The 25034-nt window shown below is 62.7% G+C and carries 25 protein-coding genes; 7 read left to right on the top strand and 18 right to left on the bottom strand.

Going from position 1 to position 25034, the window contains the following annotated elements:
* Nucleotides 1-47: 47 nt before the first annotated feature.
* Genes NO357_RS10080 through NO357_RS10070 form a run of 3 tightly spaced genes read left to right on the top strand, consistent with a single transcriptional unit; the run spans nucleotide 48 to nucleotide 2073 of the window.
* Nucleotides 48-530, top strand: coding sequence for a Fur family transcriptional regulator (locus NO357_RS10080; RefSeq protein WP_306735521.1), 483 nt, complete (start codon nucleotides 48-50; stop codon nucleotides 528-530).
* A complete protein-coding gene (gene znuC, locus NO357_RS10075; RefSeq protein ID WP_306735520.1) occupies nucleotides 527-1282 on the top strand; it encodes a zinc ABC transporter ATP-binding protein ZnuC in 756 nt (251 codons plus the stop codon). The genes NO357_RS10080 and znuC overlap by 4 nt, the downstream gene beginning before the upstream one ends.
* Entirely contained in the window at nucleotides 1279-2073 is a 795-nt protein-coding gene (locus NO357_RS10070) for an iron chelate uptake ABC transporter family permease subunit (protein WP_306735519.1), read from the top strand. The genes znuC and NO357_RS10070 overlap by 4 nt, the downstream gene beginning before the upstream one ends.
* A 6-nt stretch (nucleotides 2074-2079) precedes the next feature.
* Here NO357_RS10070 and NO357_RS10065 read toward each other — a convergent pair whose 3' ends face one another.
* The 9 genes from NO357_RS10065 to NO357_RS10025 all read right to left on the bottom strand — a co-directional run bounded on the left by NO357_RS10065 (nucleotide 2080) and on the right by NO357_RS10025 (nucleotide 12186).
* Nucleotides 2080-3663, bottom strand: a complete 1584-nt coding sequence (locus NO357_RS10065) for an acyl-CoA dehydrogenase family protein (protein WP_306735518.1) — start codon at nucleotides 3661-3663, stop codon at nucleotides 2080-2082.
* A 3-nt stretch (nucleotides 3664-3666) separates the two neighbouring features.
* Nucleotides 3667-4128: a DUF3237 domain-containing protein gene (locus NO357_RS10060; protein WP_306735517.1), complete on the bottom strand. Its 462-nt coding sequence runs from the start codon at nucleotides 4126-4128 to the stop codon at nucleotides 3667-3669.
* Entirely contained in the window at nucleotides 4125-5000 is an 876-nt protein-coding gene (locus NO357_RS10055) for an amidohydrolase family protein (protein WP_306735516.1), read from the bottom strand. The genes NO357_RS10060 and NO357_RS10055 overlap by 4 nt, the downstream gene beginning before the upstream one ends.
* A gap of 12 nt (nucleotides 5001-5012) precedes the next feature.
* Nucleotides 5013-6830 (bottom strand): feruloyl-CoA synthase, encoded by a 1818-nt coding sequence (locus NO357_RS10050; RefSeq protein WP_306735515.1) that lies wholly within the window; start codon nucleotides 6828-6830, stop codon nucleotides 5013-5015.
* The gene (locus NO357_RS10045; RefSeq protein WP_306735514.1) at nucleotides 6827-7306 is read right to left on the bottom strand and encodes a MarR family winged helix-turn-helix transcriptional regulator; all 480 of its coding nucleotides are present in this window, start codon (nucleotides 7304-7306) and stop codon (nucleotides 6827-6829) included. Before NO357_RS10045 ends, NO357_RS10050 begins: the two co-directional genes overlap by 4 nt.
* A 2-nt stretch (nucleotides 7307-7308) precedes the next feature.
* Entirely contained in the window at nucleotides 7309-8079 is a 771-nt protein-coding gene (locus NO357_RS10040) for a crotonase/enoyl-CoA hydratase family protein (RefSeq protein ID WP_306735513.1), read from the bottom strand.
* Between the two features lie 168 nt (nucleotides 8080-8247).
* Nucleotides 8248-10173 carry an FAD-dependent monooxygenase gene (locus tag NO357_RS10035; RefSeq protein ID WP_306735512.1) on the bottom strand — a complete coding sequence of 642 codons (1926 nt, stop codon included), beginning with the start codon at nucleotides 10171-10173 and terminating at the stop codon, nucleotides 8248-8250.
* Between the two features lie 283 nt (nucleotides 10174-10456).
* Entirely contained in the window at nucleotides 10457-11152 is a 696-nt protein-coding gene (locus tag NO357_RS10030) for a fumarylacetoacetate hydrolase family protein (protein WP_306735511.1), read from the bottom strand.
* Complete coding sequence (locus NO357_RS10025) at nucleotides 11149-12186, bottom strand: cupin domain-containing protein (RefSeq protein WP_306735510.1); 1038 nt, start codon at nucleotides 12184-12186, stop codon at nucleotides 11149-11151. Before NO357_RS10025 ends, NO357_RS10030 begins: the two co-directional genes overlap by 4 nt.
* Nucleotides 12187-12309: 123 nt before the next feature.
* Between NO357_RS10025 and NO357_RS10020 the strand changes: the two genes are divergently transcribed.
* On the top strand, nucleotides 12310-12780 hold the full coding sequence (locus NO357_RS10020; protein ID WP_306735509.1) for a MarR family winged helix-turn-helix transcriptional regulator: 471 nt from the start codon (nucleotides 12310-12312) through the stop codon (nucleotides 12778-12780).
* A 36-nt stretch (nucleotides 12781-12816) separates the two neighbouring features.
* Here the strand turns inward: NO357_RS10020 and NO357_RS10015 are convergent, their stop codons facing one another.
* Both NO357_RS10015 and NO357_RS10010 read right to left on the bottom strand, forming a co-directional pair.
* On the bottom strand, nucleotides 12817-13227 hold the full coding sequence (locus tag NO357_RS10015) for a hypothetical protein (protein WP_306735508.1): 411 nt from the start codon (nucleotides 13225-13227) through the stop codon (nucleotides 12817-12819).
* 96 nt (nucleotides 13228-13323) lie between these two features.
* The gene (locus NO357_RS10010) at nucleotides 13324-13635 is read right to left on the bottom strand and encodes a hypothetical protein (RefSeq protein WP_306735507.1); all 312 of its coding nucleotides are present in this window, start codon (nucleotides 13633-13635) and stop codon (nucleotides 13324-13326) included.
* Between the two features lie 518 nt (nucleotides 13636-14153).
* Here NO357_RS10010 and NO357_RS10005 point away from each other — a divergent pair.
* A complete protein-coding gene (locus NO357_RS10005; RefSeq protein WP_306735506.1) occupies nucleotides 14154-14834 on the top strand; it encodes a THxN family PEP-CTERM protein in 681 nt (226 codons plus the stop codon).
* Nucleotides 14835-15077: 243 nt separating this feature from the next.
* On the opposite strand, the gene NO357_RS10000 is transcribed toward NO357_RS10005, so the two are convergent.
* The 4 genes from NO357_RS10000 to NO357_RS09985 all read right to left on the bottom strand — a co-directional run bounded on the left by NO357_RS10000 (nucleotide 15078) and on the right by NO357_RS09985 (nucleotide 20204).
* Nucleotides 15078-17417 carry a nitric oxide reductase activation protein NorD gene (locus NO357_RS10000; protein WP_306735505.1) on the bottom strand — a complete coding sequence of 780 codons (2340 nt, stop codon included), beginning with the start codon at nucleotides 17415-17417 and terminating at the stop codon, nucleotides 15078-15080.
* A 16-nt stretch (nucleotides 17418-17433) separates the two neighbouring features.
* On the bottom strand, nucleotides 17434-18246 hold the full coding sequence (locus NO357_RS09995; protein ID WP_306735504.1) for a CbbQ/NirQ/NorQ/GpvN family protein: 813 nt from the start codon (nucleotides 18244-18246) through the stop codon (nucleotides 17434-17436).
* A gap of 109 nt (nucleotides 18247-18355) precedes the next feature.
* Nucleotides 18356-18712 (bottom strand): ribulose bisphosphate carboxylase small subunit, encoded by a 357-nt coding sequence (locus NO357_RS09990; RefSeq protein ID WP_306735503.1) that lies wholly within the window; start codon nucleotides 18710-18712, stop codon nucleotides 18356-18358.
* Between the two features lie 73 nt (nucleotides 18713-18785).
* A complete protein-coding gene (locus NO357_RS09985) occupies nucleotides 18786-20204 on the bottom strand; it encodes a form I ribulose bisphosphate carboxylase large subunit (RefSeq protein ID WP_306735501.1) in 1419 nt (472 codons plus the stop codon).
* 220 nt (nucleotides 20205-20424) lie between these two features.
* On the opposite strand from NO357_RS09985, the gene NO357_RS09980 reads away from it, so the two are divergent.
* On the top strand, nucleotides 20425-21363 hold the full coding sequence (locus NO357_RS09980; RefSeq protein WP_306735500.1) for a LysR family transcriptional regulator: 939 nt from the start codon (nucleotides 20425-20427) through the stop codon (nucleotides 21361-21363).
* 92 nt (nucleotides 21364-21455) lie between these two features.
* Here NO357_RS09980 and NO357_RS09975 read toward each other — a convergent pair whose 3' ends face one another.
* A complete protein-coding gene (locus NO357_RS09975) occupies nucleotides 21456-22778 on the bottom strand; it encodes an aspartate aminotransferase family protein (RefSeq protein ID WP_306735499.1) in 1323 nt (440 codons plus the stop codon).
* Between the two features lie 5 nt (nucleotides 22779-22783).
* On the bottom strand, nucleotides 22784-23548 hold the full coding sequence (locus NO357_RS09970; RefSeq protein WP_306735498.1) for a beta-keto acid cleavage family enzyme: 765 nt from the start codon (nucleotides 23546-23548) through the stop codon (nucleotides 22784-22786).
* Nucleotides 23549-23668: 120 nt separating this feature from the next.
* Here NO357_RS09970 and NO357_RS09965 point away from each other — a divergent pair, with 120 nt between their 5' ends.
* Complete coding sequence (locus NO357_RS09965) at nucleotides 23669-24556, top strand: MurR/RpiR family transcriptional regulator (protein WP_306735497.1); 888 nt, start codon at nucleotides 23669-23671, stop codon at nucleotides 24554-24556.
* A 48-nt stretch (nucleotides 24557-24604) separates the two neighbouring features.
* Here the strand turns inward: NO357_RS09965 and NO357_RS09960 are convergent, their stop codons facing one another.
* Nucleotides 24605-25027: a universal stress protein gene (locus tag NO357_RS09960; protein ID WP_306735496.1), complete on the bottom strand. Its 423-nt coding sequence runs from the start codon at nucleotides 25025-25027 to the stop codon at nucleotides 24605-24607.
* Nucleotides 25028-25034: the final 7 nt, after the last annotated feature.

The raw sequence follows: 25034 nt of genomic DNA, 5'->3' as shown, positions 1-25034 counted from the left end.
AATGTAATACTATAACATATCAAGCATTGAACTCCGGGAACCCGAACATGGACACGATCGGCTTCGAACACCACGATCATGACGCCTGTATCGACGACGGTACCGCGGCCGTCGCAGCCTATTGCGCCCGCAACGGGCTGCAGTTCACCCGCCAGCGCCGCCGGGTGCTGGAAATCCTGCTCGAAGAGCACCGCGCATTGGGCGCCTACGAGATCCTCGACCGTCTGCGCGAAGAAGGGCTGGGAAGCCAACCACCCGTTGCCTATCGCGCGCTCGATTTTCTCACCAGGCATGGATTTGCCCACAAGATCGAGCGCCTCAACGCCTTCATCGCCTGTACACATATGGGTGAGAACCACGCCCCGGCCTTCCTGATTTGCCGCGCCTGTTCGGCGGTGGCGGAAACCTATGCCGATCCGTCCGAAGGCGTACTTGGTCGCGCCGCACGAGAAGCCGGGTTTCGCATCGAACGGGCAGTGATCGAGGCCGAAGGCTTATGCCCAAATTGCCGGAAGGAACGGGCCGGATGAACCTTGTCGAGATCAGCCGCCTCAGCGTCGTGCTGGGACAGCAGACCGTGCTCAGCAACGTCGACCTGTCGATCACCCCAGGCGAGATTGTCACCATCGTCGGCCCCAACGGGTCGGGCAAGTCAACGCTGCTACGCGCCATTATCGGCGCCGTGACACCGGCCCACGGACGGATCACCCGCCAGCCCGGACTGCGCATCGGCTACGTGCCGCAGAAGCTGCATATCGACCCGACCCTGCCGTTGACGGTGCGGCGCTTTCTTGGCCTGCCGACCCCGGTCCCGGAGCCCGCAGCCCAAGCAGCTCTGACCCGCGCCGGGGCAGGCGATCTCATGACCCGGCCGATGACCGGGCTCTCGGGCGGACAATTCCAGCGGGTGCTTCTGGCCCGCGCGTTGCTGGGAGACCCGCAACTGCTGATCCTCGACGAGGCCACCCAGGGGCTCGACCAGCCGGGCTCGGCCGCCTTCTACGCAACCCTCGAGACGGTCCGCCACGAGCTCGACTGCGCGGTGCTGATGGTCAGCCACGAACTGCACGTCGTCATGGCTGCCTCCGACCGGGTGATTTGCCTGAACACCCATGTCTGCTGTCACGGCGCACCCGAGCATGTCGCCTCGGCCCCGGAATACCGCGCCCTGTTCGGCAGCGGCACCCACGGCGCACTGGCGCTCTATCGGCACGAGCACGACCACGTGCATGACGAGACCTGCGGCCATGACCACGACCACAGCCACGAGCCCGCCCAATGAGCCTGTTTGACGATTTCCTCATCCGCGCCGGACTCGCCGGCATCGGCGTGGCGCTGGCCGCCGCCCCGTTGGGCAGCTTCGTAGTCTGGCGACGGATGGCCTATTTCGGCGACGCCACCGCCCATGCCGCCATCCTCGGCGTGGCGCTGGCACTGGCGCTCGACATCTCGGTCTTCGCCACCGTGCTGGTCGCGGCGCTGGCCATGGCCGGCACCGTCTCGATGCTTGCGGGACGCACCCACGCGATGGACACGCTTCTTGGCGTGATCGCCCATGCCGCCCTGGCTTTCGGACTCGTCGCTGTCGCCTTCCTGCGCGGTGTCCAGTTCGACCTTGCCGCCTGGTTGTTCGGCGACATCCTCGCGGTCGGCCGGGCGGATCTCGCCACGATCTGGATCGGCACGGTCTTGGTTTTGGGTCTTCTCTGGTGGCGCTGGAATGCCCTGCTCACCGCCACGCTCAACGCCGATCTCGCTTATGCCTCGGGGATCGACCCTAGGCGCGAACAACTGGTGCTCACGCTGGCGCTCGCGCTTGTGGTGGCCGTGGCGATCAAAGTGGTGGGTGTCCTCTTGATCGGCGCGATGCTGATCATCCCGGCCGCCGCGGCCCGACCCTTTGCCTCCACACCAGAGCGTATGGCCGGCATCGCCGTCCTGATCGGTATGGCTTCGGTGTTGGGCGGGCTGCAGCTTGCTTACACTTTTGACACGCCCACCGGCCCGACCATTGTTTGCGTCGCTACGGGGCTGTTCGCGGTCTCCAGCCTGTCGGGCCGGAAGCATCGCTGACGCGCGTCAGGCGACCTCCTTCGCCAGTTCGCGCAGACGTTCAAGGTAGCTCGGAGCGAAGGCCCGGGCGTCACGCCGCGCCACGGCGGCGAGCCGCCTGATCCGGTCCGGCTCGGGATGCTGTTCGGAAACGGCCTCCGCGCGGCCCCACAGGGCTTCAAGCAGCGCATGGCAGGTCAGCGCCATGAAATCATGCGCCAGACGCTCCGGTGCTGCACTGGCCTTGACCATTTCCCAGGCCGCCTGCCACAGCGAAGCCACATCCCCACCTTCGGCTTCAAGAAAAGCCGCAAAGGCGTCGGCCTCCGCGCCACGGGCCAGCCGCATTGCCAGCATCCGTGCATGGATTCCGTTGGCGCCTTCGTAAATCGCCGTGATCCGCGCGTCGCGATAGCTCTGCTCAAGCCGGTATTCGGCCAGATAACCATACCCGCCGAGCACCTGCATCCCCAACTCGGCGGCGCGCATGCCGGCCTCGGTGCACCAGCATTTCGCCACCGGCGTCAGGACCTCGACCAGAGCCGGGTCATCGCCCTGCTCCATGGTCACACAGGCCAGATGTGCCATCGCCCGCCCGCCCATGGCCAGCGCGTCGATCTCGTCCAGCATCCGCCGCACGTCAGCATGATCCGACAGCATCGCCGGCGACCCGTCCGACTTGCGCCCCTGCACCCGCTCCGCGGCATAGGACGCGGCCACGTCATGCGCCCGCGCCGCATGGGCGACGCCCTGCAACGCCACGTCCGAGCGTGCATGGTTCATCATCGTGAACATCGCCAGAAGGCCCTTGCCCTCCTCCCCGATCAGCTCGGCCTCGGCCCCGTCGAAGACCAGTTGGCAGGTGGGCGAGGCGTGCAGACCCATCTTCTCCTCGATCCGGGCCACCGAAATGGCGTTGCGCGACCCATCCGCCAGCGTATCGCGCGTTGCGAACAGCGACAGCCCCTTGACGCCTTCGTCCGAGGTACGCGCCAGCACCAGGTGGAAGATGCCGTCCGACATGTCCTGGTCGCCACCCGAGATGAAGATCTTCTCGCCACTGATTATCCATACGTCACCGTCCGGCGCGGCCCGGCACCGCACCCGCGCCAGGTCCGAGCCCGCACCCGGCTCGGTCAGGCACATCGTCGCCAGCAATTCACCACTGGCCAGCCCGGGGATGTGGCGCGCCTTCTGCGCCTCGGTACCGAAGCGCGTCAAAACCCGGATCGCGCCAGGCACCAACCCGGTGACCATCTGCAGGCTATGATTGGCGCCGGAAAAGATTTCCGACACGATGGCCAGCATCATCGCACCCAGCCCCTGCCCGCCGAATTCCTCGGGCGCGGTCAGCCCCGGCCAGCCCTGTTCGGCATAGCTGCGATAGAGATCGACGAACCCGTCTGGCATCCGCACCCGGCCGTTCTCCAGCCGGCAGCCCTGACGGTCGCCCGGCTCATCGAGCGGCGCGATTTCGCCTTCGGCGAAGGCGGCGAAATGCGCCCCGATCTCGCCAGCGAACTCGGCGTCCCAATCCGGCAGCGCCGCGGCGCCCGCGACATGGTTCAAAGTGAACAGGATATCGCCCAAGGGCGCCCGAAACGGTTTCATGTCCTACTCCACGGCGTAGTAGGCGATCTCGACCGCGCTGGCCTTCCGCAGCCCGGCGCAGACGAAGATCATGTGATTGACCCACGCGTACCTCGCGTCGCCGGTTTCCAGCCGCGCCGCGGTACGCATGTAATACTCGGACGGATCGACATCCTCGCCCCGCGCCAGCCTTGCGATCACCTCGTCGGGTCCATGCCGCTCGCCGACGTTGACGATCTCGATCACTGCACCGTCCCCGGTCCGCACTGCATAGCGCGTATCGAGATGCGAAGCGCCATCGGCAAAGAGCGTCTGCCAATCGGCGCCAAGATTCATGACCTCGCCCTTGACGTCCGGCCCCAGGGCCGCACCACCGATGATTGGGATGATCCGCCGCATGCCCGCGCGACCCATCCCCATCTCGATCGGCGCGTCCAGCTCCACCCGCAGGGTGAAACTGTGCCGCAGTTTCGGTTCGGGGATCAATCCATCAACCCTAAGAGACGCGCGGCATTGTTCTTGATGATATCGGGGCGGATCTCGTCCTTGATATCGATCTTCTCGAAATCGTTCAGCCAGCGCTCGGGGGTGATCATCGGCCAGTCGGAGCCGAACAGAACTTTCTTCTTGAGGATCGAATTGCAGTATTTCACCAGGATCGGCGGGAAATATTTCGGGCTCCAGCCGCTCAGGTCGATATAGACATTGGGCTTATGCTGCGCCACCGACAGCGCCTCCTCCTGCCAGGGGAAGGACGGGTGGGCGAGGATGATCTTGAGGCCGGGGAAATCCACCGCCACATCGTCGATCACCATCGGGTTCGAGTATTTCAGCCGCATACCATTACCGCCGGGCATGCCGGAGCCCACACCAGTCTGCCCCGTATGGAACAGCGCGATACAGCCTTCCTCCTCCAGCACCTCGTAGAGCGGATAGGCCATGCGATCATTCGGCCAAAACCCCTGCATCGTGGGATGGAACTTGAACCCCTTGATACCAAAATCGCGGATCAGGCGGCGCGCCTCGCGTACGCCCATCTTGCCCTTCCACGGGTCGATACTGGCGAACGGGATCAGGACGTCAGCGTTTTCGGCGGCCAGTTCCGCCACTTCTTCGTTCTTGTAGCGGCGATAGCCCGTTTCGCGCTCGGCATCGACCGGGAAGATCACCGCGGCGATGTTCTGTTCCCGGTAGTGATGCGCGGTTTCGGGAACGGTCGGCGGGTGGCTCCATGGCGCACCGAAGTACTTGGCCATGGTTGACTGCAGATCGTCATAACCGTCATCGGCATGGCAGCCGCATGGTTCTTCTGCATGGGTGTGTATGTCGATCGCACGGACCTTGGAAATGTCCACCATGTCTTTTCCTCCTTAGACGGTTGTCACCGCCGGGTCGTCATCTTGGTAAAGCCGCTCGAGAAGCGCCTTGCGGCGGTCAAGCAACTTGCGGTAGTTCAGATTGCCCTTGGCGGTCATCTCGCCTTCGCCCATGTTGGGCGGCTCGGCCAGCACCATGGCGCGGCCGACATGCACCGAACTGCCCGAGACCTCGCGCGCGCGCTCGGCAAGCCGCCGGTGCACCTCGCCCAGCAACAACCGGTTGGTCATCGCGCCGGCCTGATCCTCGGTGTCGAAACCTTCCTTCTCCAACTCCGCCATGTTGGGGAAAATCATCAGCCCTATCTCCTGACGGTCCGCCCCGGTCACCACCAGGTCGGCGGCAAGCGGCGCCAGGATCGCCAGCAGATCGAGCCGCAATTGCGCCGCCCGCACCCATGTGCCGGTGTTCAGCTTGAAATCCTCGGAAATCCGGCCGTCGAATTTCATGCCCTTGTTGGGGTTGCCCGGCTCGACGAATTGCATCGCGTCACCGGTGATGAAAAACCCCTCTTCGTCAAAGGCCTCTGCCGTTTTTTCGGGATTGTTGAAATAGCCCGGCATGATGCTCGGCCCCTTGACCCGCACTTCACAGCGCATGTCCTCGTCAGGGATCAGCTTCAGCTCGATCCCGGTCATCGGCACCCCGATGCGGCCGGCGCTGTCGGTCGGCTCTTGCTGGAACATCGCCGCCGGCGCCGTTTCGGTCAGCCCCCAGCTTGAGGTCATCAGCGGCACCTCGCCCTTGACCTCCATCGCCATCCGCTCCAGCGCCTGCCACATCTCTTGCGGTAACGATGCCCCTGCATAGAACACCATATCCAGATCGTCGAAGAACCGCTGCTTGAGGCCCGCATCCTTGCGAAACGCGTCGATCAGCAGGCCATAGCCCACCGGCACGTTAAAGGCGAGCGTGCCGGTTACCATCGAAAGGTTCTCCAGCGTCCGATCGATAAGCCCCTTCACCGGCTTGCCGTCATCGACATAGAGCGACCCGCCATTGGCCAGCATCATGTTGAAATTGTGCGACCCGCCGAAGACATGATTCCACGGCAGCCAATCGACGATCCGCGGCACCCGGTCCTTGAGAAGCGGCAGGCTGTCGAGGATCTGCGCTTGGTTCACGCACATCATCTTGTGGGTGGTGATCACTCCCTTGGGGGCCGAGGTTGAACCCGAGGTCAGCAGGATCTTGACCATCGTGTCGGGCGTGACTGCGGCAAAGGCCGCGTCCACATCGACGCTCGAATCGCCTTTCAAAAGATCGGCAAAAGGAGTCACCCGCGGGTTCGATCCTGGCCGAGACGCCACCAGTTCGATGCCGTCGAGCGCATCGAGCGCCAGCGCCTCGGCATATTGATCGGCATCCACCACGTAGGCCAGTTTCGGCTGCACCAGGTCGACAGCGTGTCTGAGCCGGCCATGCGCTCCGTGGATCAGCGAATACTGCTCGGCAATCGGCACAACCGGAATGCCGACATATTGCGCCGCCAGCGCCAGAAGCCCGTGATCGACGCCATTGCCCGACATGATCAGGATCGGCGTGTCGTTCCCCAGCCCCCGTGCCAGCAGCGTTTGCGCAAGGTTGCGGACCTGCTGCAATACGGACGCGTAGGTTTCTTCGCGCCATCCGGCCCCGTAGCGTTCAGCCAGGAAAACACGCTCGGGCGCGTCCGAGGCCCAGCGATGCAGCCAGTCACCCGTGCGCGGTACCGTTGGGCCCAGCGATTTCCTGGAGCGGTAGATCAACGTGCCGTCATCGCGGTCAATCAAGGCGGTGTCATGCGGCTCAAACCGTGTCGTTCTTTTCATGACTGGGCACCTCCCGGCCCGTGCTCGATCTGATTCATCACCTCGATCACCCGGTTGCGGTCGGCCGGAGCAAGCCCCTGAAGCAGCCGCGCCTCGTCAGCCCGGTTGGCCGCCGTTGCCTGTTCTGCCAGACGGCGCCCCTTCAGGGTCGGGTTAAGGGCATAGGCGCGCCGGTCGCTCGGCACCTTGTCGCGGGTGATCAGCCCGGCGCCTTCCAACTCGTCCAGAATCACCACGAGGTTCGGGCGCTCGATTGCCAGCGCATCGGCCAGCTGCGCCTGCCTCAGCCCTGGGTTGTCAACGATTGTCACAAGTGCCGAATAGGTCACCATGCGCAAGCCGAAAGGCTTCAGCACCTTGTTCAGATCGGCCTGCAGAACGGCCATCGCCCGCTTGATGTGATAGCCGAGAAAGCCGCGCAGGGTGGCATCGCCGACGACACCGACCTCCCTCGCCTTGCGCGCCGCGTCGCCCATGCTCATCCCCCGAATTTCGGCGTGCGCTTCTCGAGAAACGCCGCCAGCCCTTCCAACGCGTCGGGGCTGGTCTGCGTCAGCGCCGCGCAGAGGCTTTCGGTGAACAGCCCGCCAGCCTTGTCCATATCCTCGATCCGGCTCAAGGCGTGGATCATGACATAGTTCGACAGCGGTGCGTTGCGGGCGATTTTCCCCGCTAGATCCTGAGCCATCGCCAGCGCCTCGCCTTCTCCGGCCGCGTAGTGCGTCAGCCCCAGCATGAAGCCTTCGTCGGCATTGTATTTCCGGCCCGTCAGCATCATCTCGGTCATCCGGTCGGCGCCGAGGATACGCCCGACCCGGACCGACGCGCCACCGCCGACGTAAATGCCACGCCGCCCCTCGGGCAACTGGAAGATGGTCGAAGGTTCGGCAATCCGCACATGGGTCGAGGTCGCCAGTTCGAGCCCACCACCGATCACCGCCCCGAACATCGCCGACACCACCGGCAGCCCGCCATATTGGATCTTGTCCATCACCGCATGCCAGGATCGCGAATGGCGCATCGTGCCCTCCGCGTCCCGCGCCTGATGCTCGCTTAGATCGAGACCCGAACAAAAATGTCCCTCTGTTCCGGTCAGCACCACCGCCTTCACCTCTTCCGGCGGGTTCGAGAAAAAGGCATCGATCGCGTCCAGCAACTCATCGCACATCGCGTTGCGCTTGCCCGGACGGTTCATTGTCACCGTCGCGATCCCGTCCGTGATTTCGACGAGAAGGATGTCGCTGGTCATACCTGAATTCCTAGCTATAGATAGTCTTAATAATAGTTATACTTCATATCTATGTGAGCACAACGATTCTTTTTGCTCGATGTCCGCGCCTTCATCTGACCCCAAATATCTCGGGGGCGTGTGGGCTGGCCCCCACTTGCAGCTTTCAGCAAAACGCTCCAGCAGGATTCAGCGGCCCGCCGGCAACAGGAACCCGTCAAAGAGCCCCGCCAGTTCGGCGTAACCGTCCAGCGGCAGAACATGGGCAATGTACTGGTCCGGACGCACCACGATCATGCACCCCCTGTCACGGTCGATCCCGCGTATCTCGAAGATGTCACCCAGTCCCTTGTGATCGACGCAGAACACCTTCTCATGGTCCTGCAGCCCGAGCTTACCCTTGGCAGGTTTCAAAAGCCGCGGCATGTTCTCATAAGCCAGTTGGTCAAATGTCTGCTGGAAAACGGCACGCAGGTCGATCAGCCCGTCGATATCCTCGTCTTTACGGGTGTATTTCACCACCGGCGAGGCCGCGTCGTTCTCCAGCCAGTTGGCCAGGCTGGCAATCGCGCCGCCTTCAGCACCATTGTCACCGGCCCCGGCAAAGGCATAGATCCGCCAGCGCCCATCAGCCTCGGCCGCGTGGCCCAGCTGCATCTGCTTGGCATCCGCCAGCCGCACCACGGGTGCAGAGTGGAAACGCCGCCCGATCTCCTCGCCGGCGGCCAACGCCTGGTGAGTGGGTGCACCGATCAGCGTCGACCGGTCGTATTTCACCGCCAGACCACCGGTGAATTCCAGGTTTTCCTTGAACTGGCGCACGAAACGCGGTTCGTCGCCGCCATCGAGGTCGCTGCCCCCCGGGGGGGCGGACATGATCCGCGCCCATTCGTGGTCGGTGTCGACCAGACGCTTGGCCTCGAGCCAGCGCTCGGCCGAATAGCTGTGCAACAGACTCGCATCGGCGCGGCCCTGGAACACGTGCGCCAGTTTCCAGCCGAGGTTGAACGTGTCCTGCATCGACACGTTCATTCCCTGCCCGGCCTTCGGGCTGTGGGTGTGGCAGGCGTCGCCGGCGGTGAATACACGCGGCATCCGCGTGGCCTGCTCACCCTCCGGCACATCGTCGAACTTGTCGGTCAGCCGGTGGCCGATTTCATAGATCGACCACCACACGACCTCTTTCACGTCGATCGTGTAGGGCTGCATGATCCGGTTCGCCGCCGCGATCATGTCGTCCTGGGTAAAGCCGCGCTCGGCCACCCGTTCGTCTTCGTTGAGCTTGTCGAGCTCGACATACATCCGGAAGAGATAGCCGCCCTCGCGTGGCAGGATCAGGATATTGCCCTCATGCGCCGAGGTGATCAGGCATTTCTGCCGTACATCCGGAAAATCGGTGTTGGCCAGGATGTCCATCACCCCCCATGCCTGATGCGCCGCGTCGCCATGCAGCTTGCCGCCGATGGCCTTGCGCACCTTCGAGCGCGCGCCTTCGCAGCCGACCACGTAGTTGGCCCGGATCGTCGTGGTCTCGCCCCAGTTCACGCCGGTATCCTCCAGCACCACGGCTACCGGGTGATCCTCGGTCGAGGGGTCAATGGTCAGGTCCTTGAGCGCGAGGTTGTAGTCCACTTCCAAACGTGCGGGGGCGTTCTTCATCACGTCGAGAAAGAGCTGGTGCAACCGCGCCTGGTTGATCAGGATATGCGGCATTTCCGAGCTGTCGTCGGCCACGTCCTGCACCCGCCCGATGCGCTTGATATGCGCGGGGTTCGCCGGGTCAGGCCGCCAGAACGCGGTCTGGTTCACCCAATAGCTCTCGCGCTTGACCTTGTCGGCGAAACCGAAGGCCTGGAACATCTCCATCGTGCGGGTGTTGATGCCGTCGGCCTTGCCCTTCTCGATGTTGCAGGGGCTCGATTCGACGATCATCGTGTCGATCTCGGGGAACTGGGCAAGTTGCGCCGCCAGGCACAGACCTGCCGGGCCGGTGCCGACGATCAGGACGTCGACCTTCTCGGGCAGCGGCGCGTGCGGCCCGCGCTCACGGCGGTTTGGGGCTGCATTCCTGACGTCCGGGTCGCCACCGCGAAAACCGTCTACGTAATACTGCATAGCTGTTCCTCCTGTCGCCCTGGCCCGCAGACCTCCCAGCCGTTCAATTATTTAGTAACTATACTTACCATTTCAGGTCAACATAAATATGTATGCATATTAAATTCACTTAAATATTTGAAATTATTTACTTCCCTGCATTGCCACCCCAAATGCACCTCAACGAGAATAGCACGGACATCGCAAAAAACACGATTCGACGGCGCATGTGGGACCAACGCCCCGCAAAGAAGGGCAAGGGCACCGGCCAGCAAACCGAAAAATTTGCGGCCCTCAGCGCGGCCTAGTCCGCCGCACCTATAGTCACCGAAATCGGCGCCAGCCCGTCGATCCCGCCGGTGATCTCATCGCCGGCCACCACCGGCCCAACGCCCGCTGGCGTGCCGGTCATGATCACATCTCCGGGCCGTAGGTGGTAGTAGCGCGACAGATGCTCGACCACCTCCTCGCAGCTCCACACCATCTCGGACAGTGTCGCGTCCTGCTTCACAACGCCATTGACCTCGAGATGTATCCTCTGTCCGGCGACCGCGAAGGTTCCCGCCTTCGTCATCGGCGCGAAGACGGCCGCGCCTTCGACATCCTTGCCCAGGTCCCAGGGCCGGCGGTGGTCCTTGCCGTCCTGTTGACGGTCGCGCCGGGTCATGTCGAGGGCACAGCCATAAGCATAGATCGCCGCTGCCGCCTCGTCCCGGCTGGCCCGGAATACCGGCTGGCCGATGGCGAAGGCGAGTTCCATCTCGTAATGATAATTCTCGGTTCCCGGCGGATAAGGCTGCGTGGTGCCGCTCGCCACCGCATGTGCCGCGGCCTTGGTAAAATACCACGGTGCTTCGCGGTCGACTTCTGCACCCATCTCGGCGGCATGAGCCGCATAGTTGCGCCCGACGCAGAAAATCCGGTGAATCGGATAGGGTTTGTCCTCTCCATGCACCGGAATGCTTTTCACCTCGGGGGCCTCGAACAGAAAGTCGCTCATCGCGTGCGCTCCTCGTAATATCCAAGTCTTTCCTGCAACGGCCGATCATGGATGCGCACCAGGAATGCCTCCTCCTCCGGCTCATGTTCGACCTCTGCAAAGACCGGCGCCGAAAATGTGTCCTTCGGACCCCAGTCGAACACCTCGCCGTTGATCCGGGTCCGACCGCGCCCTCGAACGACGTGAAACGCCGCCGAGGACGACCGCAAGTTCGGGGCATGCCGGACACCCGCCGGCAGCATCATCGCGGTGAAGCCCATGGTGGGCAGCACATCCGCGCCGGTTTCCGGATTGACATAGTCAAGCTCGGCAATCTCTTCCCCGCCGTGGGCCAGCATCGCGCGCAGCGCATCTTCGGTCCGTGCCCAGGGATAACGCATCATCGGATAGCGCCGCAGCCCCACCCCCGGCCGCCGCGTCGGCGCCAACCCGGCGGCGAGGTACTCAACCTGGCTTGCATCCGGTCGGTTGCGTTGCGCCTGAAGCGGTCCTTCGGTGGCATAAGAGCCTTCGAGATAGACAAACAAGGGCAGGTCCAACGCATCCAGCCAGACAACCGGTTCATTCCCTTCGTGACCATGGTCATGCCATTCGCCACCCGGCGTCAGCACCAGGTCGCCCTCGTCCATTGGCAGTTTTTCCCCGTCGACCACGGTATAGCCACCCTTGCCCTCGACCACGATCCGCACCGCGCTCGGCGTATGGACATGCGCCGGCGCCGCCTCGCCCGGCAAAAGCAACTGCAAACCCAGATAGATCGAGGCGGTGGCCTGCATCGCGCCCACGCCACGCCCCGGGTCGCTCAGCACCAGAACCCGCCGCTCGGCCTTCTCGACCGGCGTCAACTGTCCGGCGCGTATCAGCAACGGACGGATTTTTTCATAGTTCCAATATCCCGCCGCCGTCTGCGGCTTCGGGCTCCCGTGCGGCAGCACGTTGCGCATCATCGGCCACAGCGGCGCCACGCCCGCCGCACTCATGTCATCGCGATACTGTTGCGGCAGCTCTTCCAGCGTGCCCAGTTCGACAGCCATGTCACCCTCCCTGTTGCAGCCCGACCTCGCCGCCAAGCGATCACATTCCGGGGCAGTCTGTCAAATTTGCGTGCATACTTACCAATTGCTATTCTGCCCGCAATGCGTTTGGGAGGAAACCGGGTGAGCGAAATCTATACCATGGCCGGGCATCTGATCCGGCGGCTCAACCAGATTTCGGCGGCAATCTTCGCCGACCGGATGGGCGACTTGGGGGTGGAACTGACACCGGTACAATTTGCGGCGCTCACAACGATTCGCGAAAACCCCGGCATCGATCAGGCCAGCCTCGCCGGCACCATCGCCTATGACAAGGCAACGATCGGTGGCGTCGTGGACCGGCTGGCGGCCAAAGACCTCATCCTGCGCGCGCAGTCGAAAACCGATCGCCGGGCGCGGGCGCTGACCATCACACCCGAGGGTGAGGCCTTGCTCGACCGCGTTCGCCCGGTGGTTCTGGCATTGCAGGACGACATCCTTGCCGGGCTCGACCCGGCCGAGAAATCCCAGCTTCTGACGCTGCTCACCAAGACCACCGCGGCCGGGAACACCCGCTCGCGCGCGCCGCTCACGCAGCGCAGGGAACAGGTCTGACCCTGCATGCCGCACACCCGGCCGTAAGGTCGAGTGCTAACCGTCCTTGGGCCGGAAGGCGATCACCTGGCCACTGTCTTCTTCGCCGGAATCCAGAAGCGCGCTCAGTTCCTCTTCCATACGCCGCAACGCCTTCTTGATCACCAGCCCGGCGTGGCCGTGGTAATAACGCAACTCGCAGATCACCGGTTTGTGCAGCGCACGGTTCTCGCTGTCCTGAAAATCGGTCCAGGCAGCGATCGGCACATCGTTCAGCGCTCGATCGACGATAATCCAGGCACCATCCTGGACGATCAGGTCCAGCGTCTTCAGTCCCCGCATGCTGAACCGCAACTCACCGCCCAACCGGGCCATCGCCCGTTTCGACAGGTTGTAGAGCCGTGCCTCAACCTTGGTGGGCCAGGCCGAAAGCCTCACGATATGCTCGTGCCGCCAGTACATCGTCAAGATATCGTTCCCTGACTGCGCCCGGGTATCCCGGGCCATGGATTGAACTTAACCCGCTCCGGCCGAGAATTGAAAGCCACCCGCCGCGCCGGCCGCTCAATGGTCGCCAGCGAGTTCATATTCGCCGTCCCAGCCAGCCGCCCGCGCTCGGTCCAGCGCCGCGTTGTGAATCTCCATGAACCGCGCCCGCGTGTCCTCGGGCAGGTTGCCGACGAGAAACCCGTATTTCTCCCATTCGGCATTCACCTTGCGCCACAGATCCTCGATCCCGGCGGCCAGCCAGCCCTCGCAGGTCTCGCTTTCAGGGATGAGTCCGAACACCCACGCATCGCGGATGATCTTGCCGGTATCGGTCATACCGCCGTGTAGGTCGTTATAGATACCCACATAGCGTTTTGAGTTCTGCATGTCGTGTCGCCGTATTTGTTTCACAAAGACAATACGGAGCGTTTGAAAGAGTTCAAACAAAAGGTAGGCCGCAGCGGCACCGTGAAGCCGCTGGAAGAACCACGACAAAGTGCTGTGCGCGGCGGATGCGGCGGGGAACCGATGTCAAATGCCGTCAAATGACAGCGAATTCTACCAAAGCGACACAGATTTTTCCGGAGCCGTATTCTTCGGGCGAATCACCGAAGTCCGCATGTTTTTAGCATAGTAAAGCCAAACAAACTGTTTCCGTTCCGGAAACGAAAAGCGGTTCAGCGGTCAAGTTTAACTCTGAAAATCAATCAAGGGGTTATCGCCGGTCGCGGATTCAGCCATAGGGACAAGTGTCTAGCCAATCTTACAGGCTTTCCGGCTACACAGCGTAGCAATTGTGTCAACAATGTGGCAGCATTAAAAGGTAAGAAAGTATTATTTTCTAGTGGCGCGCTACGTGAGCGCAAAGATACTTTTTTATTTATCTTCAGTGAAAGGGGGGAAAAATGTTCTTCAAGGCAATAACTGGCGCTGCGGTGGCTGTGACGATAAGCGCTGCAGCCGCGTCTGCGGCCACAGTGAACGTCAGCTCGATCAGCGGCAATTGGTCGGGCGTGACCGGGGGGAGTAATATCACCGGTGTCGGTACGAGCTCGATTACCTGGGGTGACGGCACTGCACCGGACAGCGGATACGATTTCAATGCTGTCGGCACGCCGCTGACGGACGTCACATCGCCGTTTCTGATTGGCGACTTTGTGCACAACAACTTCCCCATTCCTTCGGGTTCGAGCATCACGCAGGCGACGCTCGATATCACCGTCACTGGGACGGTTGACGGACTCGCGTTCTTGATCACGGAATCCTTCGTGTTCAATCACAATGAGACGCCCAACTCCGATCCGTGCCCGGACGCCTCTGCCGGGACGGGCTGTGATATCGTGACGCTGGTCAGCGCGACCGGAACCGGCGCGGTCGTGAGCACCGGGTCCCAACTGGTCTCGCTCGTCATCGACGGGTTCGCGACCTCGGACCTCGTCTTCTACACGGATGAAAACCAATCCAACACGGCGGGGATCTATGCGTCCTTCGAAATTTCGCCGGTTCCACTTCCGGCAGCTGGCTGGATGCTGCTCGGCGGGCTGGGAGGTCTCGCCGCGATGCGCCGCCGCAAAAAAACGGCCTGAGACGGGCGCTTTTCGATCTGCATGAGTCAAGGAAACGGGCGGCGCGGTCGCCCGTTTCTTTTGTCTTGGTGTCAACGGGACGCAAAAGCCCCTGCTTCGCCCAAGCCGGCCTGTTCTGCCGCCGGGTTGCAAAACTGAGCATACCGCATCTGACTTTCGCGCCGCATAATGCCTTGCGCGATCGATCGGATTCGGATGGTTTTTTTCGGCCGAAAATTTTTTCCCGGGCCGATCTGTTCAAGGTCAGTTGGTCAGACTGGCAAACAGCTGCGGCAGCTTCTCCGGCAGCCGCTCCACATTGTCGACGATGGTATAGTTGTTCTGCCCGAAAATCCGCTTCACGTAGGCATCGGCATTCGGGTCCAGCGTCAGGCAATAGGTCAGCACGCCCTTGGCATAGAGCTCTTCCACCGCCTTCTTCGTGTCATGCCGCAGGTGCTGCGGATCGCGCTCGTCGATATCCGCCGGTTCGCCATCGGTCACCAGGATGATCAGCTTGCGCCGCTCGGGCTGTTTCAACAGCTGCGCCCCGGCATGCCGCATCGCCGCCCCCATCCGGGTCGACAGCCCGCCCTGCATCCCCTGAAGCCGGCCTTTCGCGTCGGCATCGAAACGTTCGTTGAAATCCTTGAAGCGCCAGTAATGCACGTCGTGCCGCCCGTCGCTGGCAAAGCCGTGCACCGCGAACGGATCGCCGATACCGTTGATCGCCGTGGCCACCAGCGCCGCCGCTTCGCGGGTCAGCTCCAGCACCGTCTTGTCAGAGCCATCCATGGACTCGTTGGTGCTCTCGCTCAGGTCCAGCAGAACCGTCACCGCCAGGTCGCGGGTCTTGATCACGTTTCGCATGGTGATCCGCGGATTTGGTTGCTCACCCATGCGGATCGAGATCATCGCGTCGACGGCGGCATTGATGTCGATCTCGTCGCCGTCTTCCAGTCCGCGCTGCCGCTCGACCCCAGCGGGTGTCAGCATATCGACGATTTGCCGGATCCGGTGCGCCACCGGCTTGTGATCCAACAGAATCCGATCCACATCCTCCGGATCGCCCTTCTTCGGCCGCCGCTCGTACACCGTCGCCCAGTCAGGCCGGTAGAGCTGCACCTGGTAGTCCCATTCCTGATAGTGATACGGTGCCGAAATCGGCTCCTTGCCCCACATCTCGTTGAAAGATGTCGTCGCCTCGCCGGCATCCTCGTAAGGGCGGAACTCGTCCTTGCAGACCCAGATTTCCTGCGCATCGTCTCCGGCCAGTTCCGCATCCACCTCATGCGCCATTTCCATGACCGAGACGTATTTGCGCACCTGCCGCTGCGACGCCGGAATGTATTCGACGCCCGTGTCCCAATCGAACTCCTCGAACTCCCAGACGAACCGATTGTCACAACGATAGGGAATGCGGATCGAATTCAGAATCCGCAAGGACGGTACATCGCGCGTGCTGGCAAAGACATGAAACAGCTCCATCCCCAGGTGCCAGCTGAACATGGCGTCCTCGACGCACTCAGCGATCTCGGCGTGGAATTTCGCCCCCAGCGCATCCAACGCCGCGTGCCCCGTCACCGCCGCCGGATCGTTCAGAAGGGTCGCGAACTTTTCCAGCCACTCGACGGTCTCGTGCTCCAGCTGGCCCTCGTGCGCTCGCTGCAAAAGTCGGCCCCAGAGCTTGCCCAACCCTGGAAAATCCCGCACCGCCAACCACTCAACCCGCGCATCTTCCACCAGCGCGATGAAGAACATCTGCGCCGGGCTCAGCTGCTCTGCCGAAATCGGCTGCGTGGTGTAAACCAGATGCGCCGCCTGGTGCGCCACCATCGCCCGATACAGCTCCAGCCCCGTCACGCCTTCCAGATCGTCCACCGCATCCGGCAGATGCATCACATGATGCTCGATATACGGCCGGAACCCCTCGTAGTCTGCCGCCGTCGGCCGCAGGAAAAAATCCCGCCCCCACAGCGCGCGCAGATAGAAATTCAGCTTGCGCTGGGTGTCGATAAAGAGCGTCCCCTTGCGCTCTTTCAGCAGCATCTTCTTCGAATCTGCGCTCTCCAGGGCGAAATACGCCGCCAGGTTCTTGAGATCGCGGCGATAGGCTTCGGCGCCGAAATTCGCCCAGCGCCGCAGCCCCGACAGCGTCAGCTTGCTCAACAGTTCGTCGATGTTGGAAAGCATCGGCCGCAACCCGCGTGATGCCTTGGCCGAAAGCTGGTGCACGAGCGTGAGGTACCCGCGCACCAGCTCCGGGTCGCCCAGCCGCCGCGCCGCCGTCGGCAGCGACGAAAACAGCAGGGCAATCACCTCTCCGCTCGTCATCGAGCTCAGTTTCATCGCAGCAGCAATGCAGTCGCGGGTCACGTCCTCGCCGACCTCCTTGACGACCATTGGCATGTTTTCCAGGAAGGACAGAACCACGTCATAGCCGCGCCCGAGCGAGCACAGGCCTTTCGCGCCTTCCATGTAATCGGACAGCCCTGCCGGCGACATGACCCGCGCCGCCTCGTGAAAAGTCGCCTCGAGCGTGTCGAACACCTCGTCCGGTGCCTTCTCGAAACAATCGCGATAGTCTTCCAGATTTACCGACATCAGGGCGCCCTCCGGCTTACGAGACGAAGAACGTCTCCACCGCCGCCTGCAAGGTCTGTCGCATGTCCGGATCGTCGGTCAGCGGCGTCACCAGCGTCATCTGGCAGGCCGCCACCGGGTCGACGCCCTCGGCGATCATCTGCCCAGCATAAACCATCAGCCGCGTGGAAATACCTTCGTCCAGCCCGTGACCTTTCAGGTTCCGCGTCCGGTGCGCCACCTGAACCAGCTTCTGCGCGATATCCGCATCCACACCGGCCTCTTTCGCCACGATCTCCGCCTCGATCTCCGCTTCCGGGTAATCGAAATCCAGCGCCGCGAACCGCTGCTTGGTCGATTGCTTGAGATCCTTCATCAGCGACTGATAGCCAGGGTTATACGAGATCACCAACTGGAAATCCGGGTGCGCCTCGATCAGCTCACCCTTCTTGTCCAGCGGCAGTGTGCGCCGGTGGTCGGTCAGCGGGTGGATCACCACGGTGGTGTCCTGGCGCGCCTCGACCACCTCGTCGAGATAACAGATCGCGCCGATCCGCGCGGCCATTGTCAGCGGCCCGTCCTGCCACTTGGTGCCGTCCTTGTCCAAAAGAAACCGGCCGACAAGATCGCTCGCGGTCATGTCCTCGTTGCAGGCCACCGTGATCAGCGGCCGGCCCAGCTTCCAGGCCATATATTCGACAAAACGCGACTTGCCGCAGCCGGTCGGCCCTTTCAGCATCACCGGCATCCGCCGCCTGTAAGCTGCCTCGTAAAGCGCCTCTTCATTGGCCACCGTCTTGTAAAACGGTTCGGATTTCACTTCGAACTGGCTGGCATCATGCACGGTCATCGGCGCTCTCCTTCAGGCTCCCCTGCTTCATCTTGCTGAAAATACTCCGGGGGGTGCGGGGGGCTGGCCCCCCGCCCGTCGCGACCGGGTGACCGGTCGCAACTTTTCCTCACACGGCCTTGCCGCGATAGACAATCATCTCGGTGCCCTTCGACTGGGCATAATTGTCGAACCCGATCAGCTTCACGTGGTTTGCCGGGTGCGCCTTGTGGCAGGCCTCGGCCTCGGCCAGGATGCGGTCGACATCGGTTTCCCCGAACATCGGCAGCTTCCACATATACCAGTAGTTCGAGGTGGCGTTTTCCGGCTCGCTGTGTTCGATCGCCGGGTTCCAGCCTTTCGAGACGATATATTCCACTTGCTGGCGGATTTGCTTGTCGTCCATCTCGGGCAGATAGGAAAAGGTTTCGAATTTGCGGCTCGAGGTATCGCTCAAGCTCGATTTATAGTCCTGCACGTCACTCATGGCAGTGCTCCTTGTCATCTGGTGTCTCTTCGGCCCCGGGCATTGCCCGGGGGCCACGTTGTCGTCACAAAGATCAGCGGTGCTGCACGTCGAGCTTGTCGACGGTGTCGAACTCGAACTTGATCTCTTTCCAGGTTTCCATCGCCATGGCGAGTTCCGGCGAATGCTTGGCGGCGTTGGTCAGGATGTCCTTGCCTTCGCGTTCCAACTCGCGGCCCTGGTTGCGCGCTTCGGTACAGGCTTCGACCGCCACGCGGTTAGCCGCGGCACCGGCCGCATTGCCCCACGGGTGGCCTAGTGTGCCGCCGCCGAACTGCAGCACCGAATCGTCGCCGAAGATCGACACCAGCGCCGGCATGTGCCAGACATGGATCCCGCCCGAGGCCACCGGCATGACGCCCGGCATCGCGCCCCAGTCCTGGTCGAACATGATGCCGCGGCTGCGGTCTTCCTTGACGTAACTGTCACGCATCAGGTCGATCCAGCCCAGTGTCGCCTCGCGGTCGCCTTCCAGCTTGCCCACCACGGTGCCCGAATGCAGGTGGTCACCACCGCTGAGGCGCAGCATCTTGGTCAGCACCCGGAAGTGGATACCGTGGTTGGGGTTGCGGTCCAGAACGGCGTGCATGGCGCGGTGGATGTGCAGCAGCATGCCGTTGTCGCGGCACCAGTTGGCCAGGCCGGTGTTGGCGGTAAAGCCGCCGGTCAGGTAGTCGTGCATGATGATCGGCGCGCCGATTTCCTTGGCGTATTCGGCCCGCTTGTACATCTCTTCCGGGGTCGGCGCGGTCACATTCAGATAGTGACCCTTGCGCTCGCCGGTTTCGGCTTCAGCCTTCTGGATCGCCTCCATCACAAAGTCGAACCGCTGGCGCCAGCGCATGAAGGGCTGGGAGTTGACGTTCTCGTCGTCCTTGGTGAAGTCGAGACCACCACGCAGGCCTTCATAGCAGGCCCGGCCATAGTTCTTGGCCGACAGGCCCAGCTTCGGCTTGATGGTACACCCCAGAAGCGGACGGCCATACTTGTTCATCACGTCGCGCTCGACCTGGATGCCGTTCGGCGGGCCGCCGCAGGTCATCACATAGGCATGCGGCACGCGCACGTCTTCCAGACGCAGGGCGCGCACGGCCTTGAAACCGAACACGTTGCCGACCAGCGAGGTCAGGATGTTGACCACCGAGCCTTCTTCGAACAGGTCGATCGGGTAGGCGATGAAGGCATAGAACGCCTCGTCATTGCCCGGCACGTCTTCGATCGCGTAGGCGCGGCCCTTGTAGTAGTCCAGATCGGTCAGCAGGTCGGTCCAGACCGTGGTCCAGGTGCCGGTGGACGATTCCGCGGCCACGGCGGCGGCGGCTTCCTCGCGCGGCACGCCCTCTTGGGGAATGACCTTGAAACAGGCCAGGAAGTCGGTGTCTTTGGGGGTGTAGTCGGGCATCCAGTAGGTTTCCCGGTATTCCTTCACCCCGGCGCTATAGGTCTTTGCCATGGCTTTAGTGCTCCTCCGTTAATCTCGCACGTCTGTCGTCTCGCGTGGTCCGCTCCTTGTCGAAGCGATGACCGTTCGGTCGGGGTAACGGGTAGGCCGAGGGTGGAATAATGAACACTAAATAGTTTTTATACTTTCCATAGACTAATGCTTATGCAATGAAGGGCCTCATATCAAACCCCTTGAATATATAAGGAATCCACCCCGGAGGGCCGCACGCATGTACCACCCCACCCTGCAGCAGATGCGCCTGTTTGCCGCGGTTGCCCGCCATCGCAGCATCACCCGCGCGGCGGAAGAGGTGCACCTGACCCAGCCGTCGGTGTCAATGCAGGTCAAACGCCTGGAAGAAAAGATCGGCCAGAAACTCACCGAGCAGATCGGCAAGCAGTTGCATCTCACCGCCGCCGGCGAAGAGGTCTTTGCCGCCTGCACCGACATCCTGGCCCGGCTGGAGCAGATGCAGACCTCGCTCACCGATCTCAAGGGCGGCATCTCGGGGCCACTCAATGTTTGCGTCGTCTCCACTGCCAAGTATTTCCTGCCGCATCTTCTGGGCAGTTTCACCCGGCGCTTCCCGGCAGTCGAACCGCGGCTGCAGATCACCAACCGCGAAACCCTGCTCAAGCGGCTGTCGAACAACGAAGACGACCTCTATGTCACCGGCCAGGTGCCGCAGGAATATGCCGTCGAAAGCCACCGCTTCCTGGAAAACGTCATCGTCGTGGTGGCGCATCCCGCGAACCCGCTGGCCCGCGAAAAATCCATCCCCCTTACCCGGCTGGCGGATCAGGATTTCATCCGCCGCGAACCCGGCTCGGGCACCCGCAAGGCGGTGCAGCGGCTGTTCGACGAACACGGCGTCACGATCTCGCACCACATGGAGCTAGACGACAACGAGGCGATCAAGCAGGGCGTGATCTCGGGATTGGGCGTGGCGTTCCTGTCGCTGCACTCGCTCAGGCTGGAGCTGGCCGCGGGCGAGCTGGTCACGCTTGATGTCGAACATTTCCCGCTGCGGCGGCGCTGGTATGCGGTGCACCGCACCGGCAAGCACCTCTCCAACGCCGCTCGCGCCTTTCTCGATTACCTGCTGGACGAGGGCGAGGCCGAAATCGCCCACCTCCTGCATCTCGATGGTGACCCGCTGCTCAAGTGAGTGCTGGCGCACACAGGTCATTTAGCGCTCGGGCCGCGCAGGCCTTGGGGGTTTCACCCCCAAACCCCAAGGTATTTTCGAACAGAAGAAGATCAGGGCAGGACCTGTGCCATCGCCGTGGACAGCTTGGTCACGATCTCATCGACATGCGTGTCGTCCATGATGAAAGGCGGCGCCAACAGCACGTGATCGCCGCGGCGCCCGTCGATCGTGCCCGACATCGGGTAACAGATCAGCCCGGCCTCGAACGCGGCTTTCTTGAGCTTTCCGGCGATCCCCAGGCTCGGGTCAAAAGGCGCCTTGGTGGCGCGGTCCACAACGAACTCGACGCCAAGAAACAGCCCGCGGCCGCGGATATCGCCAACATGCGGGTGCTGGCCGACCTCCGATTCCAGCGCCACGCGCAGTTTCGCGCCCTTGTCGCGCACATTGGCGATCAGGTCGCGCTCCTCGAAGGCTTTTAGCACTGCCACCCCGCAGGCCGCCGCCGCGGCATGACCGAGATAGGTGTGGCCATGCTGGAAGAATCCCGTACCATGCTCGATCGCCCCGTATATCTCGTTGGAACACAGCATCGCACCGATCGGCTGATAGCCCGCGCCCAGCCCCTTGGCGATGGTCACGATATCGGGGCTGATGCCCTCCTGTTCGCAGGCGAACAGGCTGCCGGTCCGGCCCATGCCGCACATCACCTCGTCGAGGATCAGCAGCACGCCATACTTGTCGCAAATTTCGCGGATGCGTGCGAAATACCCGGGCGCGGGAGTGATCGCCCCCGCCGTCGCGCCGCCCACGGTTTCGGCGATGAAGCACATCACCGTTTCCGGGCCCAGCTTGAGGATTGCCGCCTCCAGTTCATCGGCCGTGCGCCGCCCGTATTCCTCCAAGCTCTCGCCCTCGGCCTGACCTCGGTAGGCGTAGCAGGCCGGCACCAGCGTGGTCTCGATCAAGAGCGGCGCAAACGGCTCGCGGCGCCATTCGTTGCCGCCTGCCGCCAGCGCGCCCAGCGTGTTGCCGTGATAGCTCTGTTTGCGGGCGATGATGTGCCTGCGGTCCGGCTGGCCGATTTCGAGGTAATACTGCCGCGCCAGTTTCAGCGCCGCCTCGACCGCTTCGGAGCCGCCCGAGACGAAATAGACCCTGCCGAGCCCCCCGGGCGCGCGCGCGGCCAGCATATCGGCCAGTTCCTCGGCCGGGTCGGAGGTGAAAAACCCGGTATGGGCAAAGGCCAGCTTGTCGATCTGATCCTTCACCGCCTTACGCACGCCGGCGTCGGAATGGCCCAGGCACGACACCGCCGCCCCTCCCGAGCCGTCGAAATAGCGTTTGCCGGCCGCGTCGATCAGATAGCAGCCGTCGCCTGCCACCGCCTTTGGCGGGTGGGTCTTCATGTGCCGCGGGAATACATGAGACACGTTTGTCATCCTTCCATTGCCGGCTCTGCCCATGCCCCTTGCACCAGCATCGCCACAGATTGCGCATTGCTCTCGAGCAGCCGTCCATCCGGCTGCCAGAGATTGTTTTCGAACCCCACCCGGGCGCGGCCCCCGCGGGCCAGACCGGCTACCAGGCAATCCTGTTCCTGCCGCCCGAACGCGCAGACCATCCAGTCGAGTGCCACGGTCGCGGCACGGACGAGAAATGCGTCGAGATCTGCCGACCGCGCCGGCGGACCGCCATAGGCACCCAGCACGAAGATCGCCTCCAGTCGCCCCGGCGGGACCACGCCCGCCCGTTGCCAGGCGAACAACCGGTCGACGTCACCGGGCGCATAGAGGATATGCTGAACCCGGGTGCCGCGCTCAGCCGCCTCGCCATAGACCCGCGCGGCGATCTTCAGGTCAACGGCCATCTCGCGCAGCGCGACGCTGGCCCAGCCTGGCGCGACCTCGCGCAGACAGGCCGCCTGGGCGTTGATGCCGTAGACGCCTGCGCTTTCGGTGGTGATCTGGATCGCCATCTCCGGCACCGCCTCGGCCACCGCCGCCATCGCTTCGCCATAACGACCCGGATCGAGGCTGTGCCGTCCATCCGCGTCACGGATATGCAGATGCAGCGCCCCGGCACCCGCATCGAAGCAGGCGCGCGCCTCTTGCGCAATCTCAGTCACCGTCACCGGCAAGCGCGGATGATCGGCCTTTTGCCAGCGTGCGCCTGTCGGCGACACCATGAGTCTGTCGCGCATGTCCAATCCTCGCCTCACTGCCAAAGCCCCCAGTATTTCACAACAGGAACATTACAATCATTGCTTTTCGATTTCAAAAATATCATATGTTATTTCCATCATGGCCGCAGGAATCGCCGTATGGACCCGACACTCAAATCCCGCACCATCGCGCGGCTGAAAGCCGCGCTCCCTGAGTTGTCGCCGCAGATGCGGACGGCTGCAAAATATATCGTCGATCACCAGGGTCCGTTCGGCATCGACTCGATCCGCGCCACGGCGAAAAACGCCGGGGTTTCGACCTATTCACTGATCCGTCTTGCCGAACGGCTCGGTTTTTCCGGCTTCGATGACCTGCGCGCGCCCTTCCGCCATGCCTTGGCCACGACCGGGACGCTGGCGCATGTGCCAGGCTGGATCGAAGAGCTGCGCCGCAGCGGTGCCACCGGCCAGGTACTGGCTGACGCGGCGCACAATACGCTGTCGGTGGTCCAGACCTCGCTCGAGCGGCAAAGCCCCGAGGCGATGGAACGCGCCGTTTCCATGGCTCTGGGCGCGCGCAAGGTCTATCTCACCGCGATGCGGTCGAGCTGGGGGCTGGCCTACCATTTCCATTATATCGGCCGCATGGCACTGACCTCGCTCGAATTGATTCCGCACCACATGAACTCGGCGATCGACGATCTCAACGCCTCCGGTCCCGACGACGCGCTGATCGCGATCACGGTCACACCCTATTCTCGCGAAACTATCGAGGCCTGCGAGTTTGCCCAGAGCCGCGGCGTCAAGCTGATCCTGATCACCGACAGTGAGGTGATGGCGTCGAATTTCTCGCCCGAGGTCACGCTCGTGGCGTCGACCATCTCGACCCACCATTTCGGCAGCTTCGCCGGCGTCATGGCGGTGCTGGAAACCTTGCTGGCGATTCTGGTGAAACAGGGCGGTGACGCGGCGGCGAAACGCATCGCTTCGTATGAGGCGCTGCGCCGCGAACACAACGTCTACTGGAGCGCTCAGGCAAAACGATAGTTTTCTCGCCGGCGCGCACCCGCCCGATCGCCGCAAACCGCCTTCCGATCAGCGAATCACCGTCACCGACTGTCGGGCATGGCGCACCACCCGGGCCGCGTTGGGGCCGAGCAGGTAGTCGCTCATCTCCGGCCGATGCGAGGCCATGACGATCATGTCGGCCTTGAGGCCGTTTGCCACTTCGATGATCTGTTCATAAATCGTGCCGTGGCGGACATGCTCCGTCACGTCCATATCCGCCGGGAAATGCGCCGCCACGAAAGCCTCGAGCGCCGCCGTGGTCTCCTTCACCGCGTTTTCCGAGAAGTTCTTGGGAAAGAAACTGCCGACCAGCGACATGCCGTAGTCGGGAATGACCGTCAGGGCATGCAACTCCGCCCCGTCCATCCGGGCCAGCGCCACGGCGTGATCCACGGTCTTCTGCAATCCGCTTTCATGGGCCAGGTCGATCGGCACCAGTATCGTTTTCATCGCTTTC

Source organism: Marimonas arenosa, assembly GCF_030848945.1.
Taxonomy (GTDB): domain Bacteria; phylum Pseudomonadota; class Alphaproteobacteria; order Rhodobacterales; family Rhodobacteraceae; genus Marimonas; species Marimonas arenosa.
Note: the sequence above shows the minus strand (reverse complement) of the source record. Positions and strands in the feature narration are given on the sequence as shown.

What these genes read in the sequence shown, in the direction of transcription:
- NO357_RS10065 (WP_306735518.1), bottom strand. Translation starts at nt 3,663, where the DNA reads ATGAAACCGTTTCGGGCGCCCTTGGGCGATATCCTGTTCACTTTGAAC.
- znuC (WP_306735520.1), top strand. Translation starts at nt 527, where the DNA reads ATGAACCTTGTCGAGATCAGCCGCCTCAGCGTCGTGCTGGGACAGCAG.
- NO357_RS10070 (WP_306735519.1), top strand. Translation starts at nt 1,279, where the DNA reads ATGAGCCTGTTTGACGATTTCCTCATCCGCGCCGGACTCGCCGGCATC.
- NO357_RS10035 (WP_306735512.1), bottom strand. Translation starts at nt 10,173, where the DNA reads ATGCAGTATTACGTAGACGGTTTTCGCGGTGGCGACCCGGACGTCAGG.
- NO357_RS10080 (WP_306735521.1), top strand. Translation starts at nt 48, where the DNA reads ATGGACACGATCGGCTTCGAACACCACGATCATGACGCCTGTATCGAC.
- NO357_RS10045 (WP_306735514.1), bottom strand. Translation starts at nt 7,306, where the DNA reads ATGGGCGACGCGGCGCGCAAGGCGAGGGAGGTCGGTGTCGTCGGCGAT.
- NO357_RS09980 (WP_306735500.1), top strand. Translation starts at nt 20,425, where the DNA reads ATGTACCACCCCACCCTGCAGCAGATGCGCCTGTTTGCCGCGGTTGCC.
- NO357_RS09990 (WP_306735503.1), bottom strand. Translation starts at nt 18,712, where the DNA reads ATGAGTGACGTGCAGGACTATAAATCGAGCTTGAGCGATACCTCGAGC.
- NO357_RS10000 (WP_306735505.1), bottom strand. Translation starts at nt 17,417, where the DNA reads ATGTCGGTAAATCTGGAAGACTATCGCGATTGTTTCGAGAAGGCACCG.
- NO357_RS10040 (WP_306735513.1), bottom strand. Translation starts at nt 8,079, where the DNA reads ATGACCAGCGACATCCTTCTCGTCGAAATCACGGACGGGATCGCGACG.
- NO357_RS09995 (WP_306735504.1), bottom strand. Translation starts at nt 18,246, where the DNA reads ATGACCGTGCATGATGCCAGCCAGTTCGAAGTGAAATCCGAACCGTTT.
- NO357_RS09970 (WP_306735498.1), bottom strand. Translation starts at nt 23,548, where the DNA reads ATGCGCGACAGACTCATGGTGTCGCCGACAGGCGCACGCTGGCAAAAG.
- NO357_RS10025 (WP_306735510.1), bottom strand. Translation starts at nt 12,186, where the DNA reads ATGGCTGTCGAACTGGGCACGCTGGAAGAGCTGCCGCAACAGTATCGC.
- NO357_RS09985 (WP_306735501.1), bottom strand. Translation starts at nt 20,204, where the DNA reads ATGGCAAAGACCTATAGCGCCGGGGTGAAGGAATACCGGGAAACCTAC.
- NO357_RS09965 (WP_306735497.1), top strand. Translation starts at nt 23,669, where the DNA reads ATGGACCCGACACTCAAATCCCGCACCATCGCGCGGCTGAAAGCCGCG.
- NO357_RS10030 (WP_306735511.1), bottom strand. Translation starts at nt 11,152, where the DNA reads ATGAGCGACTTTCTGTTCGAGGCCCCCGAGGTGAAAAGCATTCCGGTG.
- NO357_RS09960 (WP_306735496.1), bottom strand. Translation starts at nt 25,027, where the DNA reads ATGAAAACGATACTGGTGCCGATCGACCTGGCCCATGAAAGCGGATTG.
- NO357_RS10050 (WP_306735515.1), bottom strand. Translation starts at nt 6,830, where the DNA reads ATGAAAAGAACGACACGGTTTGAGCCGCATGACACCGCCTTGATTGAC.
- NO357_RS10005 (WP_306735506.1), top strand. Translation starts at nt 14,154, where the DNA reads ATGTTCTTCAAGGCAATAACTGGCGCTGCGGTGGCTGTGACGATAAGC.
- NO357_RS10010 (WP_306735507.1), bottom strand. Translation starts at nt 13,635, where the DNA reads ATGCAGAACTCAAAACGCTATGTGGGTATCTATAACGACCTACACGGC.
- NO357_RS10055 (WP_306735516.1), bottom strand. Translation starts at nt 5,000, where the DNA reads ATGGTGGACATTTCCAAGGTCCGTGCGATCGACATACACACCCATGCA.